The sequence below is a fragment of the Desulfatitalea alkaliphila genome (assembly GCF_022968795.1).
GTDB lineage: Bacteria > Desulfobacterota > Desulfobacteria > Desulfobacterales > Desulfosarcinaceae > Desulfatitalea > Desulfatitalea alkaliphila.
The window spans coordinates 232,323-249,485 of the sequence record NZ_JALJRB010000004.1 but is presented as its reverse complement, the minus strand read 5'-3'; the positions used below and the strand labels follow the sequence as shown (position 1 = coordinate 249,485).

Here is a 17,163-nt window from a genome sequence, read left to right as displayed (position 1 = left end):
GGCCGATACGGAGAAAACAATGGGAGTGAGAGAAGATATTTCAAGGCTACCAAATCTAAAAAACGTTGGTTTGGCATTAATTGATTACGTTGAAAGTTTACAACCTGGAATAACCTTCTCTAAAAAAGGTAAAAGATGGGTCCCTTCAGAAAATTTTGTAACGTTCACCATACAATTTGTCCGTTCAAAAAAAATTGTAATAAGTTTGCGAGGGAATCCTGATGAGTTCCTTGAGTTTGAAGACTTACCCTTGAAGGAAGGTATGGGATATGGGGCATATTCTGAATGCCATCTTGAAAGCCCTAAGCAACTACCGGCAATCTCTATGCACATAAAAAACGCTTATGATATTTATTGCAAGGGTGTCCTGCGGAGAAAAAAACACCCAACAATTGTAGAGGAATAGTTTTATATGAGCTTTCATATCCAACTCGCAGGAATAATGCCTGTCGCGTTGATATAATCTCGACAAGGATTTGCGGAAATGACTTTGTTAAGATATGCTTTTATTTTAGTATTCTGCTTTCTATGTGCTGGATGCGCAACAATTGGTTCATATCAAGCGCAATGTGAACAACAAACGTCTTCGTTTCCTGAAATGGTGGCCTGTCTTAAAGCAAAAGTTACTTCTGACTGGCGGCCTTCAAAAAGGAACCAGAAAGTAAAACTCTATCTTCTAAAAGCTGATCAATTAAGTTATAAAGTACAAAGCGGAGAAATAACTGAAATAGATGCGAAGGTTGAGTTGCAGGAGCTTTACTTGGCACTTAAAAAAATGAGCGATAGTGAGAAACCAGTTCGTACTGAATGTCGAGAATCCTTTGGTCGCATTAAATGCACCACTCGGTAGCTTTTCTCAACTTGGTGGCCTAACCTGTCGCTGGTGTGGGACGGCGAGGACCATGCCGCCCCACAGCTTTTCGTTAAATTTGTCGATCGCTTAAAGGCTTTCACATGGAATTTAAAGAAGAGGCAAAGATAGAGCAGTTCCGGTCCGTAATTGCCGTAGGCGCATCTGCGTTGAAAGGCGCGCTTTTGATAAATGGTGGTGGAGTCATAGCCGTACTGACATTCATAGGAAATCAGAAGGATCAGCAAGGTTTTACTTGGTTTGTATCTGCTATGTTTGTGATGTGTTGCGGCATCGCTCTGGCCGTTTTTGCTAAAGTTCTCGCCTACATAACGCAAATCAAAGTAACTTCTCAAAAATTTCTGGTAGAGAACGGATTTACAAAATGCAGCAACAATAATAACGATAGGTTACATTTATTCACAGGCTTTGCTACCAAAACTTATTGAGAAGTTACAAATTATACATCTAAACCAGCTAAAATCTAAGAGTCCTGGCGATTCAGCCGGTACACCTTGGGGGTATGCGGCGGTCACGCTAATTGTAATTTCGGTGGTTGCATTCATAGGTGGGGTCAAACTTGCATCGCTTGGTTTCGTACCAAAAATTTAAAATGGCCTACCAGTTCGCCGCCGCAAGCGGCGGCAGGACGCTCGCAAGCTCGCGCCTCTGTACGCGGCGTTGTGCCAGATGAATAAGAAATCGAACATGATGAAGCAACCAGGATGGAAGGAAGGCCGGCGTATTCGCTTCCACGGCGATCACGGCCCCTTAGTAATCAGACTGCACGGAGGGCCGGCCGCGTTTGGTAGCGCCGTACCTTTGGCACAGGGCTTGTCCAAGGGGTTCCGGGTAATCGAACCATGGCAACGGCCAAGCGGGGACAGACCGCTGACTGTTGCAATCCATATTGAGGATCTGCACAACCTAATCCTCTCGCGCTTCAATGGTGAGAAACCCGCCCTTGTCGGTTCGTCATGGGGCGCCATGCTTGCTTTGGCCTACGCAGCAGAACACTCGGACAGTATCAACGCCATCGTTCTCGTTGGCTGCGGGACATTTGACAAGGCATCGCGGAACGTCATCGTCCAGAGGCGGACACAAAAAATTGCTGACTACATCTCCAAGCACCCCGAGTATAAGGCAGACCTGCAACTGGACATCGGTGCGCAGATGATGAAATGGCACGGGATGACCGACGCCTATGAACCGCTGGCCATTGACAATGAACCCCAGGAGTCCGAGCCGTTCGACATGCAAGGCCATACAGAGACTTGGCAAGACATGGTGCGATGCCAAGAGGCCTGCATCTACCCGCAGTCATTTTCTTCTGTGAAGGTCCCGGCGATCATGCTACATGGTGCCGACGATCCCCATCCGGGAACAATGATCAGGGACACCCTGAAGCGGTACATACCCCACTTGGGGTATCACGAGTTCCCGCGATGCGGTCATGATCCAGAGATCGAGAAGTATGCAAAGGACGACTTCTTCGCTGTGCTGCGTAATTGGTTGAAGAAACACTTGTCCTCAACGAGCGGAGCACAACAAGGCCATCGGGGCGACGCTTGACAGCGCGCCTCATGCCCGGCGTTTGCTGTAAAAGGAGTCCTTGACAATGCGTACGCTATGACGTACAGTTGTAAAAAACTTGAGGTGAAACATGCCTACATTATCAGCAACAGAGGCGCGAACCAAACTGTACCGCCTTATTGATCAAACCTTTCAATCTCACGAACCTATTGTTATAACTGGTAAAAGGGGCAACGCAGTTCTGATTTCGGAAGACGACTGGCGCTCTATTCAAGAAACGATATTCCTTTTGAATATTCCGGGCATGCGTGAGTCCATTCGGGAAGGATTAGCGACCCCCATCGAGGATTGTACCGAGGAAATTGATTGGTGAGTTGGCGAATCGTATTTGCGAAGCAGGCTCAAAAAGATGCAAAAAAGTTATCGGCATCCGGACTTAGATCCAAAGCTGAGAAGCTGATCAAGATCCTTCGCGATAACCCTTATCAAGCCCCGCCTTCCTATGAAAAGCTTGTCGGTGATTTGGCCGGCGCGTATTCACGGCGGATAACTATTCAACATAGGTTAGTTTACCAGATTATTGAAGATGAAAAAACTGTAAAGATCATCCGCATGTGGACCCATTACGAATAGGCCCGCAGAACCAGCGCCTGCAAACGGACGCGCGATAGCCCGCCGCGCGCCGGTAAGGCTCGCCGTTTGCCGGGAAGAGAATATGTCAGCAGCCTTTGCAACCTTGCTCTCGTTAGTTAGCGCCGTAGTCGTCGCCCTCGTCGCGCACAGGCTCGCGGACCGTCGTGCGCGCGTAGATGAGTTGGCCAGCATGCGACTGAAGGTAATATTTCAATGCAAGAAATACAAAGGAACTGTCACGGCATCAGATATTCGAGATTTTCGCGGCGCAATGATTGGTCGAGCAGATAAGGGTTTGTTCATTACGACAGGCACCTTCACACGGGACGCAATTAAAGAAGCAACAAGAGACGGCGCGCCACCAATAGATCTTGTTGATGGTGATCAACTTGCTGAAAAACTGAAGGAACTTGGGCTCGGGGTAAAGAAGGAAATGGTAGAAAAAATATCAGTAGATACTGATTGGTTTAAATCAATATAGAAAGCATAACAAGCAAATTCATCCGATGCGAAAACCGCACGGCTGATTTGCAACGTTATCTCAAATCGCAATTATGAGATACACGGCCATCATTTTGTCACCCAATTGTCGATTTTAAGGTTCGGTATTCGGGCAAATTCTTTTTCGTTATTAGTAAGCAGGACGCAGTCAACAGAAAGGGCGTGCCCCCATGAATCAATCTCCGAGAGAAACAGAGTTTATAAAAGCCGTAACAAACAGATTTAATATTTATAACAGCCTGTTTCTGAGCCTGCCGTTTCGAAAAATCGCAAATATCGGAAACCTTATTCCCCTTCTCAATCATGAGTGCAGAAAAGGACTTGAATCCGGCAAAGAGCCGTTGGAAATACTGGATACGTTTTTCCGGGTGCACACGAAGTTGGAGACAGAAGAAGAAAAAATCGATTTCATGTTTCGGGTCATCCAGTATGTTGAACGGCAGGTCGTGCTCTTTGATAGTGTGGAAGACACCGCATCCGATCGCTTGCTTAAACTCGGCAAGCATTTGTCGCTCACGGATTGCACCGATATGGCCTGCCTATACCAGAGCACGGACACGCTCGTTGAAAGAATGTCCGATTTCAGCGTTCGCATCGTTTTTACCGCGCATCCGACCCAGTTTTACCCGCGTTCGGTTCTGGATATCATTGAAAAACTGAGATGCCTGGTTCGTGAAAACAAAATTGATGAAATCGAAATCTTGCTGCAGCAGTTGGGATTGACATCCCTCATGAATGCGAGAAAGCCGACCCCGCTCGATGAAGCCAGAAACATCATCTATTTTCTGCGAAGTGTCTATTATGAAGCAGTGGGCGATTTGTATGCCTACATCAAAGAAAACATTCCAACCGATGATTTTGAAAATCCCGAAATTATCCAACTCGGATTCTGGCCGGGCGGAGACCGGGACGGTAACCCCTTTGTCACTTCCAAAACAACCGCGCTCGTGGCGGACGAACTCCGCATGACATTGATGAAATGCTATTATAATGAAGTCAAGGGATTGCAGGAAAAACTGACTTTCAAGGTGGTGGAAGATCATATTGCAGCCTTGAAGGAGCAGCTCTACGCAGCCATGTTCGACCCGTTGAAAACCATATCGGTCACCGAAATGCTCGGCCAGCTCAATCGGGTCCAAGAATTGTTGTGCGAAAATTTCAGCGGGATGTACCTGGAATCCCTGGAGCACTTTATTGATAAAATAAAAATTTTCAAAACACATTTTGCATCAATGGACATCCGGCAGAATCACACTGAACATGAAAAAGTCATTACGCAGATTCTCAAAAATGAAAAGCGGATCAAAAACAGCCTGGACGAGCTGTCGGAACAAGACCTGGTTTCGATTCTTGTTCATGAGCATTTTACCGTCTATCCGGATCAGTTCGAAGAAGAGATAATCAAGGATACGATTCAAACCGTCGCACAGATAAAATCAATCCAGAAAAAAAATGGCGAAGCCGGCTGCAACCGCTATATCATCAGCAATTCAGAAGATATTTTCGCAGTTCTATTTGTTTTTGCGCTGTTGCGATGGTGCGGCTGGCAAGACGGGAAAATACCGGTCGATATCATTCCTTTGTTCGAATCAATGGACGGCATGAAGCACGCCGAGTCCATCATGCGGACGCTGTTTGATTTCCCGGAATACAGGTCGCATATCCGGTTTCGCGGAGACAGGCAAACCATCATGCTGGGGTTTTCGGATGGAACGAAGGATGGCGGGTATCTGCAAGCCAACTGGTCCATATTCAAAACCAAAGAGGTGTTGTCTGCCGTTTGTGACCAGCATCGTATCAAGGCCGTCTTTTTTGACGGCCGGGGGGGACCGCCTGCCCGTGGCGGCGGGAAGGCGCATCGGTTTTATGCCGCCCAGGGCCGGCGCATTGCCAATCATGCGATCCAGTTGACCATTCAGGGGCAGACCATAACCAGCCAGTACGGCACCCGATCCCAGTTCATCCATCACTGCGAACAGTTATTGACTGCCGGCCTGTCTCCCGGGCTGTCGGAAACAGGAGATGATATCCCGGAAAAATCACGGCAGATTATCGAACGCATGGCCAACTTGAGCCATGAAAAATATACCGCGCTAAAGAACCACAAACGGTTTCTGTCATACCTGGAGAACAAAAGCACTTTAAAATATTATGGTATGGCAAATATCGGCAGCAGGCCGGCCAAAAGGGGAAAAGCGGATAAGCTTACGTTAAAGGATTTGCGAGCAATTTCGTTTGTGGGGTCATGGAGCCAGCTGCGGCAGAATGTCCCCGGGTATTTCGGTATTGGGACAGCCTTGAAGGTACTGGCCGATGATGTCGGTATGGACGAATTGAGGCAATTGTACCGGGAGGTGCCCTTTTTCAAAGCCTTGATTCTCAACAGCATGATGTCCATGTCAAAATGCTTCTTCGGATTAACTGCATATATCAGCAGGGATGAGGAATATAAAGACTTCTGGAATATCTTATTCGAAGAATTCGAACTGTCAAAACAGATGACCCTTCTTGTTTCCGATAGCCGATTCCTGATGGAAGAGGAGCCGATATCAAGTCGTTCAATACAGATCAGGGAAAACATCGTTCTGCCGCTACTGACGATCCAGCAATATGCATTCCAGAAAATCGATAATGGAGCAGACTATATACAAGCCTATGAAAAGATAATTCAAAGGTCATTGTACGGGAATATCAATGCAAGCCGGAACTCTGCATGATACCGATTGACATTTTCAATGATCGAATGCTTTCAATGCAAACGGAAGTGCTCAATGACTAAAGCAACAGGTAATGGAATTCGGGGGGCATGACACTTATTTCCAACCAAACATTCAACCGGACGAGGAAACGGCAGTTTCTTGTAAAACCATACCCCTACTGCCGCCCCGGTTAATTTACCGTTCGGATGAGAGCTGCTGCTGGGACAGAAGGTCGAGTCCGGGAGCTTCGGGGACCATAACGTGGCCAGCAAAATTTCAGTTTTCTGAAGGACCCGGTGATTGTCAACAGCATCTTCTTGAAAAGGCCGCACCGTATTGAAGTACTGGGCTTGGTGCTGCTGATCGCGCTTTTGATTTGCAGGCTAATGGAAAAGTGGATTCGAAAGTATATCGAAACCAACGGCAACCAGATAACCGGCTGGAAAAAGAAGCCGACCAAAAGACCGACATCTTTTATAATGACCACCAAATTTTTGACTATACTAGTAGCCCGATTAGGGGATCGTAGAGAATTGGCAAGGCCACTGCGATTGGAGCAAAAAGAATTTCTCCAGGCTTTGAATGTATCCCCCGATGTCTTTATCGCACTCTAAAACGGGGGTGAAATTGACCTTTATAGGGTGTGGAAAGTCCAACGATCAATGCCGCCAGGGCCATTCGGACCGAAAATGCCGGCATGGCGACCGGCATGGCAACGGGATACGTTGTGGCGTACACTTTTCCAAAAGGTGAGATGGTTCGAAGGACAAAAGGCAAAGGCCGTGGATGGATCACGCATCCAACGCTTGGCGCACTTTGCGGGCCAAATCGTTACCGGCAAAGGGTTTGGAGATAAAATTGACCCCTTCGTCCAAAACGCCGTGATGGGCAATCACGTTGGCGGTGTAACCCGACATATAGAGACATTTAATGCCGGGTATGATCTCCTCAAGTCGTTTCGACAACTCGCGACCATTCATCATGGGCATAACCACATCGGTCAGCACCAGGTCTATCGAGGGGGCCATAGCAAGCGCCCTGTTTATTGCCTGATGGGGTGTCTTGGCCGTAACGACCGTATAGCCGAATTCGCCTAATATGGCTTCAACAAATTCCAGAATGCCGGCATCATCTTCTACTACCAATACTGTCTCGCCGCCGTTACTCGGTTTCTCTAGTTCGCTTCCCGATTCAATGGCTCGCAAGGGCATTTCGGTGGCGGGAATATATATTTTGAAACTTGTCCCATGGTTGATTTCGCTGTATACACTGAGAAATCCATTGTTTTGCTTTACGATGCCGTAAACAGTCGCCAATCCCAGGCCGGTACCTCGCCCCACGGCTTTCGTTGAAAAAAATGGATCGAAGATGCGCTGCTGGGTTTCCTTGTCCATTCCACAACCGTTGTCGCTGACCGAAAGCATGATATAGTTGCCGGGTTTGAGCCATAAACGTTGTTCACGATACGTCCCTTTGACTTCCACCCGCTCTGTTTCAATGGTGATCGTTCCACCACCATCTATGGCGTCCTTTGCGTTTACCACCAAATTTGCCAGAATTTGATCGATTTGAGAAGGATCCAGCATCACCCTGCAGGCCTCCTTGCAGGGCAACCATGTCAATTCGATATTTTCTCCGATGAGTCTATGGAGCATATTCAGCATTTCGGAAATGGTGTCATTGATATCGAGCACAATCGGCTTTATGGTCTGCTTCCTGGCAAATGCAAGTAATTGTTTGACCAACTCGGAAGACCTGAAAGCGGCACTCAGAATCTGTTCGAGATGGCGTTGGGCGACCTTATCAACCGTCGGATTCCGCATCGCCAATTCGGAATTCCCGACGATGACGGACAAGGTGTTGTTGAAATCGTGGGCGATACCGCCGGCAAGATGGCCGATCGATTCCATTTTCTGCGATTGAAGCAGTTGTTTTTGCAGTTTTTCCTTCTCTGTTTCGGCGGCTTTTCGTCCCGATATATCCATTACAAAAGAAATGGCAAATTGCTGGCCGTCATACTCAAGCAGTTGGGAGGTGATTTCCACCGGCATCTCGGTGCCGTCCTTGCGCAGATGACTCCTTTCGAAGCTGTCCGCACCCTGTCTTAACAGCGCCTGCCAAAGCGCTTTCCATTCTTCAGAGGTGATGTTCGGGTCGATATCGAAGAGGGACATGTTGCGCATCTCTTCTATCGTGTAGCCGAGGTTCATGGCCGCCTGACGGTTGATTTCGATAATCCTCGCATCGGATGCGATGCGATAAATCCCGATGGAGGCGTTGTCGAAGCTGAACCGGGTCGTGCGCAAATCGATCTCCAGCATTTGACGCTCGGTAATATCGAAATAGACGCCAACGATACGCGATATATTGCCGTCCGCTTCCTTTGCGGATACCTTGCCCTTGGATTGAATCCAACGCCAATCTCCGTTCTTCGAACGGAACCGGCATTTCAGGGATAGCAACTCCTCAGGATTTTTCAGGAAATCATCGATGACGCACGAGACCTGCCGATCATCTTCGGGGTGCAACAATTCCCGGATGGTAACATAAGTGGATGGCCTCTCATCGTTTTCAAAACCCAGCATGCTCTTCCACCGAGGGCAGAAAGAGGTTGCCCCCGTCATCGGATTGTAATCCCATATACCAAATTCAGCCGCTTCGATGGCAAGTTTTCGAAGTGTCAACGCGTTCTGCAGCAATTCATTCTCTCGCTGCAACTCAGCGATCCTGCGCTCCAAAACCTTGCTGTTCGGTTGACTCGCCACATCCATTGCCATTCCCTTTCAGGCTTTCGGGCTGGAGGCCTGCGTCTTTTCAATGCTCTAAAAAATATAAGCTTATATGGGCAGTTGTGGCAACTATTTTCAACCTCATGCATTGTGGGACTGCCTACAGCGGTTGTTCCAGCCGAAGAATCCCCTGAATGAGTGCACGGATTTCGATCGCCAGGCCGCCTTGGATACGGAAAGATTGGGACGGAAACGATAGTCGAGTTGCCCTTGGTCTGGTGGACAATTGGATATTCAATCGACTATGCAAACAATGCATTATTCATCATAGCGGTTGTCCGAGCACGGGGTAATTCAACCAATCGTCACAGCGACCGCAGCAGAATGAATGTGTTCAATATATTGATTGGGGACCCGTCGGCACCTCCTCGCCTGCGGTGTCGTAGAGGCCGATATTGCCTTGGGCGTCTTGAACGATGAGGTATTCAAGCGCTTCATGATCCCCATCCACCAACCTGAATACCGGAGACAATCCTTCCCAAAAGTGGAAATATGGCGAGAGCGTATTTTCGCTATAGGCCCACGATCCGGAATCTCCCTCGGCCGGAACATAATAATACACGATTTGCTGAAACGGTGTCAGCCCATCGCCTGGTTCGAGGATGCCGTCATCTTTGGGATGCGTGCCGCTGTCTGGATCGTACATGCCCGCCACCCAGTGATCCAGATAGATCCGGTCGGCAAATCGCACGGTCACGTTGGCATACTGGCCATCGACAATCGCCAGGAACTTGTATTGACCGCGGTCGATTTCGGTCCACGAATCCGCGTGAAAGCAATCTACGGAGCCGGAGCAAACCTCCAGTACGTCGCGGTTGAACGCCTCGAGATAAAAATATTCATTGGAAATCCGCTCCAGCGGTGTTCTGGTGAGCACTTTGTACCTGTTGTTGCCTATTATGGGGAGGGCCAGGATGCCATAGGCGCTTTTGACCGCAAAATCATCCTCTATCCGGTAACACTTGCCTGCGGTGCCTGAATCTTTACCGCATGCCGCCGGCGCCTCAGTTGTCACCACCGGTGCCAGGACATCTTCATCATCGTGTGTGATCAGGTCCGAGACAAAGTCATACCAATTTGCTGAAATGCTGTTCGTCAGGTCGTATGCGCCACCGGTCCAGATCTCTTCGTTCATGGCAAACACGGAGATACCGTTTGCACTGGGACGCGAGCCGTCCTCGCGGGCATAGATTACCGTTGCATCGAGATCGGCGAGAACGCCATCGATCTTCGCGGACAACGCCGGCCAATCGGTCAGGACCGAACTGAACAGCTCCAAAAAGTGCTTCAAGTCCATCGACATGTCGTCACCGTATTTTTCCGCCAGATAGGCCGATTTGATCAATTTGGGAAAATGGCTGTTCGCAGCCACCTGCAAATATAGCGAAAGATCGTCGAGGCCGGCATGAAAAGCGGGATAGGCAGCCGTGTCCACGACGGAGAGTGTTTTGCCCTTTGTGGAGTTATGCGACGGACTGTCTATGAAGGTATCCACCACCCGTTTGGCCAGTTCCGGCACATCGGCAGTGTAGTTTGACAGCAATAGACTGTAGTCCCATCCGTGCCCCGGCTCCACCTCTTCCGATGCGACCAGATAGTCGGCGTGGGGATGCAAGTGCGCGTATACCTCCGCCGAGGCCATCAAGCAGGCGTCAAATCCGATGATGTCGGGCCGGAAGCCGGTTTCAGCAAAGGCTTCGACGATTTCGGCAATGGTCAAACGCCTTAGATCGAAGTTTTCGTCGTAGCCGTAACCCTTAAATCCATTCCCGTGATTCCAGAAATTGACAAAGACGGTATCATAATCCGGGGCCATGGCCTGGATGGTGTTCAGGAAATGGATCAATGTGGTTTTGTCGGACATTTCTTCAAGGCCGGCGCGGGTAAACAGTGCGGTATGAGAGTAACAATCGTCGTTTCCGAACACACCATCCGCGGAATCCTGGATCATGCAGGACATATCGGTATAGCGCACACCGTTCCAGGTGGGCTTGACCGATCCGCCGAAGGCCACCAGCACCTCCAGCCCATCACGATCCAGTGTGCCCAGTTGTGTATAGCCATGGATCATATCCATCATATCCTTGGTGGCCAAATTATGCCTGGACTCCAAATCGCTGCCCACCATGTAGGTTGCCAACAGTACTTTTCCGCCATGCGTCGATGTCGGGGCGGGCGTATCGGAACTGCCGCAGGCAAGCACAAGTGAACAGATCAACATTGTTAAGCTGATAAGACCGGATCGTTTCATTTTTCCTCCATATAAGAACATTTTCCCATATAATATCGACCATATGCCTGCGGAATAAACTTGTCAGAAGCCATGATTTCGACCCCATTGGCCCATTTATGGACAGACATTGTTATCGGGATCAGGGTCGGTAACTTTAGGTGGGGTGTTTGCGTTTTCGTGTCAGTCGCTTTTGGAGCGCTGGGGGACAAGGCAAATTTTTTGTTTGGCATAGATGCTAATAGTTGTTGCTGGAGAATCATTCTTGTTAAATAGTGTGTGCATGGAGATGATCAGGGGCGATGCAGGGCAAGCAACATTACCGCGGACAAAGGGGAACGCCGGCATCCCAGCCCTCGGCATTCAATACAACGGTGTAGCGCCGGACGCGTATTTGCGCTGCAGACACAGCGCCGCGTATCCCAAAGAAACCTGTTTCATAGGAGGGAATAGCCATGTTGAAGAGGATTCTTGAGGCAATGGGTGCTCTGCTGGAAGATACCCCGGTGTTTAACCGGCTGATTGAACAAATGAAGGCTTGGGGCGACACGCAACAAGATTCGAGGCATCGCCTGGTATCCGTTCTGTCGAATGTTGTCGCCAGTTTCGAACGGGCGCATGCGATTGTATTGATCGAATTGTCGCGCCTGGCGGCCGCCAGGACACCGGAGGATTATAAGCGGATCATCAGCGACGACCTTGAGCGCGACAAGTTCTATGATCTGTTCAGGGCCAACGAGATATGCGAACACGTGCATCAGCTGCACGCCGATCTGCAAAGCGGATTCGGCGATATTAGAGAATCCATTGTTCTAGGTGCGGCGAAGAAGCTTGCGCGATCGTTGGGAGAGTTTGAGCAAGGCGAATACACGCTCGCCCAACAGTACCAGGAGTATTTGAGCAATACACTGTTCAGTGCATTATCCGTCAACGATCAAGAAGATCTCAGAGACGCCATCACGCAGATCGTGGACGAACAAGCCCGTTTATCCCAGGAACTGGCGGAATTGACCAAGTTCAAGCAACGTATTTACCAGATCTCGCTTTATGGTTGATGCTTGAAACGGGCACTTGCCGCCGGGGACGCGTGCGAGATATCTTTGCCATTCCCGCACCGATAATTTCCGGGAACATTCAGGAACCCCGACAACATGGTGTTTGCAATCTCGCCGGACGTGATTTAAGCTATTCATACCGTTCATGAAAGCCTCTCTTGTGTGCACCTGAGCAGGTCCCATCTGTAGGGGCTTTCCCCTGTTCCCTTAAATGAGAAACGCTGGTGATGCCCCGCGGCACAATCGTGGGTTTACCGGCCTGAAAATCTGCATGACAAGGCCGGGGCGGGACCATCCGCCTGGCAGGGTCGCTGTCACCAACGAAAGGATCTATTTATGCCTACGGGAATTTTGGCCCTTTTTGCTTTCTTGCCGATCCTTGTGGCGCTGGTATTGATGGTCGGCATGCGCTGGCCGGCAACCCGGGCCATGCCGCTGGCCTGGCTGGTTTCCGCCGCGGCGGGGGTGTTGTTCTGGAAAATGGATCCGGTGGTCGTGGCGGCCTCCACGATTCAGGGATTTGCCAGCGCGGTCACCGTGCTGCTCATTGTTTTCGGGGCCTTGATCATTTTATACACCCTGTCCGAAAGCGGCGGCATGGAGACCATCAATTACGGTTTCCATGGGATATCCACGGACCGCAGGGTGCAGGTCATCATCATCGCCTTTATTTTTCAAGCCTTTCTCGAGGGCGCCGCCGGGTTCGGCACGCCGGCGGCCATTGCCGGCCCCCTTTTGATGAGCCTCGGATTTCCTGCTCTGGCCGCGGTGCTGGTGGCCCTTATTTTAAACAGCATCCCGGTGACTTTCGGGGCTGTGGGCACCCCTGTCTGGTTTGGCCTTAAAAACCTTTCCTACAAGGTCGAGCATGCCATCTCGGAAACCGGTCCCGGCATCGGCTTTGCGGACATGGATGGATTCTACATGCTCATCGGCCAGTGGTCCTCGGTGTTTCATTCGGTCGTGGCCTTTATCCTTCCCCTTTTCGTGGTGTGCTTCATGACCCGGATTTTCGGCCGCAACCGGTCCTGGAAAGAGGGGCTTGCGATCTGGAAATTTTCCTTGTTCGCTTCAACCGCTTTTGTAATCCCCTTTCTTGTCTCGGCTTTTTTTATCGGTGAAGAGTTTCCAGCCCTCATCGGGGGACTTGTGGGGCTGCCGATCGTGCTCATGGCCGCGCGGCGCAAGTGGTTTCTGCCGCAAGCCAGCTGGGACTTCGGGCCCCAATCCGAATGGGAGGCGCAATGGACCGGAGAGATCGCCACGCAAGCGGACATTACTTTCAAAGCGCGGATGAGTCAGGTGCGCGCCTGGATGCCCTACGTGCTTATCGGTCTGATTCTGGTGCTTACGCGGGTCCAGTTTTTGCCGTTTTCCGGCTGGGTGCGGAGCTGGAGCATAGGGTTCCGGGAAATCCTGGGGCAGTCCGGCATCGATTATGCCATTGAGCCGCTTTACAACCCGGGGATTGTGCCTTTTGTGCTTGTCGCCCTGCTGACGGTGCTTCTCCATCGCATGCCCGCCCAAAAGGTCAAGAATGCCTGGCGCCAGGCATTCTTTCGCATGAAGAATCCCACGATTGCATTGCTGTTTGCGGTGGCGCTGGTCCAAATATTCAAGAACTCCAGCTTCAATCCCATGGGCTATGCTTCCATGCCCCTTTCCATGGCAGAGGCCGTCGCAGCGCTGGCACAAGGGTCCTGGCCCCTGTTTGCAGCTTTTGTCGGTGCCCTGGGCTCTTTCATCACCGGCAGCAACACGGTTTCCAATCTGCTTTTCGGAGAGTTTCAGTATGACATCGCCACGGCACTCGATCTACCCCGGCAGATTATCGTGGCACTGCAGGCCGTGGGCGGCGCCATGGGCAACATGGTGTGCATCCACAACATTGTCGCTGCCTCGGCAACGGTGGGCCTGGTCGGCATGGAAGGTGCGATCCTGAGGCGCAATGTGCTGCCGCTGCTGCTTTACGGCGCGGTGGTGGGCGCAATGGGAATGGCCTTCGCCTACCTTGTCTTTCCGGGGGTGTTTTAGCAAAGCCGGCACAGGAAGGGATAAGAGAAGATGGAAATGCATCGATCCGGACTTGTGGAACAATTCAGGCAAAAGGCGGATGCCGTTTCGACCATTGTAAAACCAGTGGCCACCATGGCAGAGGCCCTGGCCTACGCGGTGCAGGTATGCGTGCGGAAAGAAGCCTGCGCGATGCTTTCATCGGGCTGTGAATACGGGCTTTCCGATCCGGCGCAAGAGTTGTGCGGTCTCAAGCAATGGGAAAAGCTGATGGCCGCCCCGGGCCTGGCAGCAGCCGACATCGATCGCTTGACGGCGCTGTGCCGGGATGCCGGCATCGGCCTGATCCGACAGGGCCTGGCGGCCCATGCCGGCGGCATTGACGTGGGCCTGACCACCGCCGATTTCGGCATTGCCGACACCGGCACCCTGGTACTCCACTGTTCGGACGAAGACTTGCGTCTGGCCACCATGATCAGCGAGGTGCATGTGGCCGTGCTCAGGGCCGAGGACATCTATCCGAATGCGGATGCTGCGGCGGACCGACTGGCCGCTTTTTTCAGCACATCCGATTATACCGCCTTTATCACCGGTCCCAGCCGCACGGCCGACATCGAGCGGGTATTGACCCTTGGTGTGCACGGTCCCCTGGATCTGCATGTTTTGATATTGGACGGATCAACCGCTTCATAGGGGAGTCACCTTATGCAAACCGCAGAGAACAACCGTCAATATCGCAAACAGCTCAAAGAAGCACTGGACAATGCATTTCAGAGAAAAGCCCTGGACAACTTTGCCGTGGCTTACCGCGGCATCCGGGTTTCCAATTTTGAAGGCATCGACCGCGCAAGGCTCATAGAGCGCATCGGCAAGGCCAAGGATGCCGCCATGGCCCGGGTGGACGCGCTTTACCACCAATTCCGGGAAAAAGCCGAGGCCGCCGGCGCAACGGTCCACCTGGCTGCATCGGATGCGGCGGCCAATGAGATCATTGCCCGGATCGCGGCGGAAAACAGCTGCACCCGCATTGTCAAATCCAAGTCCATGACCGCTGAAGAAACCCTGCTGAATCATTTTCTGGAAAACCGCGGTTATGAGGTCATCGAAACCGATCTGGGCGAGTGGATCATCCAGCTGCGCCGTGAAGGGCCGTCCCACATGGTGATGCCCGCCATCCACCTTTCCCGGAACGAGGTCAGCCGGCTTTTTACGGAAGTGACCGGCAAGCCGCAGGATACGGACATTGAAAAGCTGGTGAAGGTGGCCCGCAGGGAGCTGCGCGAGCGATTTGTCACTGCGGACATGGGCATCTCGGGCGCCAATTTCGCCATTGCCGAAACCGGCACCCTGGGCATTGTGTCCAACGAGGGCAACGTGGGTCTGGTGACCACCATGCCGCGGGTGCACGTGGCCCTGGTGGGCATCGACAAACTGACGGCAACGGTTGCCGACGCGCTCACTGTGCTGACGGGTTTGCCGCGCAACGCCACCGGCCAGGCCATCACCTCCTATGTGACCTGGATCACCGGGGCCAACCCGTCGGGGGCGTCCGCCACGGGCCGCAAAAACATGCACATCGTGTTTCTCGACAACGGCAGAAGCGCCCTGGCCGGCGACCCGGTTTTTTCCCAAGCCCTTCGATGCGTCCGGTGCGGGGCTTGCGCCAATGTCTGCCCGATCTACCGGCTGGTCGGCGGTCACGCCTACGGCCATATCTACATCGGCGCCATCGGCCTGATCCTGACCTATTTTTTCCATGGCCGGGACAAGGACAAACATCTGATCGAAAACTGCTTGAACTGCCAGGCCTGCAAAGAGGTCTGCGTGGCGGGCATCGACCTGCCGCGCCTGATCCGGGAAGTGCAGAAAGTTGTGGTGCATAGCGCAGAGCAGCCCTTTTTGCCGGGCCTCATGGCGGCCTACGTACTCAAACGGCGCCGGGTGTTTCATGCCCTTTTGCGTTCCGGGCGCTATGTCCAGCAGCCTGTGACCGGTAACACAAGTTATGCACGGCACTTGCCGGATCTTTTGTTCAAGGATCACAAGTTCAAGGAACTGCCGGCCCTGGCGAAAAAGCCCTTCCGCGATCAATGGCAACCCGCGGCGTACAGGCCGGCACGACCGCGATACAAAGTGGCCCTCTTTTCCGGGTGCCTTCAAGATTTCGTCTATCCGGAGCAACTCCTGGCCGGCACCGAAATGCTCAAGGGAAGCCGCGTCCGCCTGGATTTCATACAGGCGCAGGGATGTTGCGGACTCCCCCTTTACATGCTCGGCGAGCACGGGGCCGCCGCCGACCTCGCCCGCTGGAACATGGCCAACATTGATCCCGGCGAATATGATTTTGTTCTCACCTTGTGCGCGTCGTGCGCGTCCCACATGAAGGAAAACTACCCCTTCCTGCTTGAAAAGCAAGCCGGCACGAGGGTGAATGCCAGGCAGTATGCGGACAAGGTCATCGATTACAGCTCCTTTATGCTCCTTGTGGGCGAATCCGCAGCCGCGGGGAAAAATGCCAGGGGGCAAAAGGCGGCCTATCACGCCCCCTGTCATCTGTGCCGGGGGCTGGGGGTAAGCGCGGCGCCCAGAGAGCTGCTCGAAATTGCGGGCTATGCCTATGTGCCCCATGACGAGGAAGAGACCTGCTGCGGGCTTGGCGGCAGTTATTCTTTTAAATTTCCTGAGGTGTCGGCGGCAATTCTTGACAAAAAACTCGGAGCGGTGGCCGAAACAGGCGCGGAAATTCTCGTGACCGATTGTCCGGGATGCGTCATGCAGCTGCGGGGCGGCGCGCTGAAACAGGGCAGACCCATCAAGGTGCTGCACATGGCCGAGGCGCTCCAGCAGTCAAAGTAAAAGA

Annotated in this window: 15 protein-coding genes; 13 read left to right on the top strand and 2 right to left on the bottom strand. The window is 51.8% G+C overall.

Annotation, left to right across the window (positions count from 1 at the left end; genetic code table 11):
* From MRX98_RS06060 to MRX98_RS06020, 9 genes are all read left to right on the top strand, one after another.
* Nucleotides 1-406 (top strand): hypothetical protein (locus tag MRX98_RS06060; RefSeq protein WP_246903931.1); only part of this gene is annotated, 406 nt, incomplete at its 5' end.
* A 78-nt stretch (nt 407-484) separates the two neighbouring features.
* Nucleotides 485-850, top strand: coding sequence for a hypothetical protein (locus tag MRX98_RS06055; protein ID WP_246903929.1), 366 nt, complete (start codon nt 485-487; stop codon nt 848-850).
* A 104-nt stretch (nt 851-954) separates the two neighbouring features.
* Nucleotides 955-1,299: a hypothetical protein gene (locus MRX98_RS06050; protein ID WP_246903926.1), complete on the top strand. Its 345-nt coding sequence runs from the start codon at nt 955-957 to the stop codon at nt 1,297-1,299.
* A 241-nt stretch (nt 1,300-1,540) separates the two neighbouring features.
* Nucleotides 1,541-2,422: an alpha/beta fold hydrolase gene (locus MRX98_RS06045; RefSeq protein ID WP_246903924.1), complete on the top strand. Its 882-nt coding sequence runs from the start codon at nt 1,541-1,543 to the stop codon at nt 2,420-2,422.
* Between the two features lie 91 nt (nt 2,423-2,513).
* Entirely contained in the window at nt 2,514-2,756 is a 243-nt protein-coding gene (locus tag MRX98_RS06040) for a type II toxin-antitoxin system Phd/YefM family antitoxin (protein WP_246903922.1), read from the top strand.
* Nucleotides 2,753-3,016: a Txe/YoeB family addiction module toxin gene (locus MRX98_RS06035; protein ID WP_246903920.1), complete on the top strand. Its 264-nt coding sequence runs from the start codon at nt 2,753-2,755 to the stop codon at nt 3,014-3,016. Before MRX98_RS06040 ends, MRX98_RS06035 begins: the two co-directional genes overlap by 4 nt.
* Nucleotides 3,017-3,098: 82 nt before the next feature.
* The gene (locus tag MRX98_RS06030; protein ID WP_246903918.1) at nt 3,099-3,497 is read left to right on the top strand and encodes a restriction endonuclease; all 399 of its coding nucleotides are present in this window, start codon (nt 3,099-3,101) and stop codon (nt 3,495-3,497) included.
* A gap of 190 nt (nt 3,498-3,687) precedes the next feature.
* Nucleotides 3,688-6,234 carry a phosphoenolpyruvate carboxylase gene (locus tag MRX98_RS06025; protein ID WP_246903916.1) on the top strand — a complete coding sequence of 849 codons (2,547 nt, stop codon included), beginning with the start codon at nt 3,688-3,690 and terminating at the stop codon, nt 6,232-6,234.
* Between the two features lie 278 nt (nt 6,235-6,512).
* On the top strand, nt 6,513-6,830 hold the full coding sequence (locus MRX98_RS06020) for a hypothetical protein (RefSeq protein WP_246903914.1): 318 nt from the start codon (nt 6,513-6,515) through the stop codon (nt 6,828-6,830).
* 177 nt (nt 6,831-7,007) lie between these two features.
* Here the strand turns inward: MRX98_RS06020 and MRX98_RS06015 are convergent, their stop codons facing one another.
* Together MRX98_RS06015 and MRX98_RS06010 are read right to left on the bottom strand one after the other, a co-directional pair.
* Entirely contained in the window at nt 7,008-8,987 is a 1,980-nt protein-coding gene (locus MRX98_RS06015; RefSeq protein ID WP_246903912.1) for a hybrid sensor histidine kinase/response regulator, read from the bottom strand.
* A 352-nt stretch (nt 8,988-9,339) separates the two neighbouring features.
* Complete coding sequence (locus MRX98_RS06010; RefSeq protein WP_246903910.1) at nt 9,340-11,256, bottom strand: clostripain-related cysteine peptidase; 1,917 nt, start codon at nt 11,254-11,256, stop codon at nt 9,340-9,342.
* Nucleotides 11,257-11,690: 434 nt separating this feature from the next.
* Between MRX98_RS06010 and MRX98_RS06005 the strand changes: the two genes are divergently transcribed.
* From MRX98_RS06005 to ldhH, 4 genes are all read left to right on the top strand, one after another.
* Nucleotides 11,691-12,290, top strand: coding sequence for a hypothetical protein (locus MRX98_RS06005; protein ID WP_246903909.1), 600 nt, complete (start codon nt 11,691-11,693; stop codon nt 12,288-12,290).
* A 336-nt stretch (nt 12,291-12,626) separates the two neighbouring features.
* On the top strand, nt 12,627-14,324 hold the full coding sequence (locus MRX98_RS06000; protein ID WP_246903908.1) for an L-lactate permease: 1,698 nt from the start codon (nt 12,627-12,629) through the stop codon (nt 14,322-14,324).
* 30 nt (nt 14,325-14,354) lie between these two features.
* A complete protein-coding gene (locus tag MRX98_RS05995) occupies nt 14,355-14,996 on the top strand; it encodes a LutC/YkgG family protein (RefSeq protein WP_246903907.1) in 642 nt (213 codons plus the stop codon).
* 12 nt (nt 14,997-15,008) lie between these two features.
* Nucleotides 15,009-17,159 (top strand): L-lactate dehydrogenase (quinone) large subunit LdhH, encoded by a 2,151-nt coding sequence (ldhH, locus tag MRX98_RS05990; protein ID WP_246903906.1) that lies wholly within the window; start codon nt 15,009-15,011, stop codon nt 17,157-17,159.
* The last annotated feature ends 4 nt before the right edge of the window (nt 17,160-17,163 follow it).